The 686-nt window shown below is 58.3% G+C and carries 1 protein-coding gene; it reads right to left on the bottom strand.

Translation table 11 applies throughout. The features are described from left to right. Positions 1-686: GTP-binding protein (locus ACNFBR_RS29235; RefSeq protein WP_416737878.1), on the bottom strand; the 686-nt coding region annotated here is incomplete at both ends.

The following is a 686-nucleotide window of genomic DNA, read 5'->3' as shown; positions in this document are numbered from 1 at the left end:
TTCGACAGAACGTAGACTTCTGCGGTGAACTTGGTGTGCGGCTTGACCGAACCTGGCTTGACCAGAACCTGGCCACGCTCAACGTCGTCACGCTTGGTACCACGCAGCAGAACGCCGCAGTTCTCGCCAGCACGGCCTTCGTCCAGCAGCTTGCGGAACATCTCAACACCGGTGCAGGTGGTGGTGGTGGTGTCACGCAGACCAACGATTTCCAGTGGATCCTGAACGCGGACGATACCACGCTCGATACGACCGGTAACAACGGTACCACGACCCGAGATCGAGAATACGTCTTCGATCGGCATCAGGAACGGCTGGTCGATGGCACGAACTGGCTCAGGGATGTAGGCATCCAGAGTCTCTACCAGCTTCTTAACAGCGCTGGTACCCATTTCGTTGTCGTCTTTGCCTTCCAGAGCCATACGAGCCGAACCGATGATGATCGGAGTGTCGTCGCCTGGGAAGTCGTAGGTGGACAGCAGGTCGCGAACTTCCATCTCGACCAGTTCCAGCAGCTCAGCGTCGTCTACCAGGTCAGCCTTGTTCAGGAAGACCACGATGTACGGAACGCCTACCTGACGGGACAGCAGGATGTGCTCACGGGTTTGTGGCATCGGACCATCGGCGGCCGAGCAAACCAGGATCGCGCCGTCCATCTGGGCAGCACCGGTGATCATGTTCTTCAC

Source organism: Pseudomonas sp. NY11955, from assembly GCF_048068035.1.
Lineage (GTDB): Bacteria > Pseudomonadota > Gammaproteobacteria > Pseudomonadales > Pseudomonadaceae > Aquipseudomonas.
Note: the sequence above shows the minus strand (reverse complement) of the source record. Positions and strands in the feature narration are given on the sequence as shown.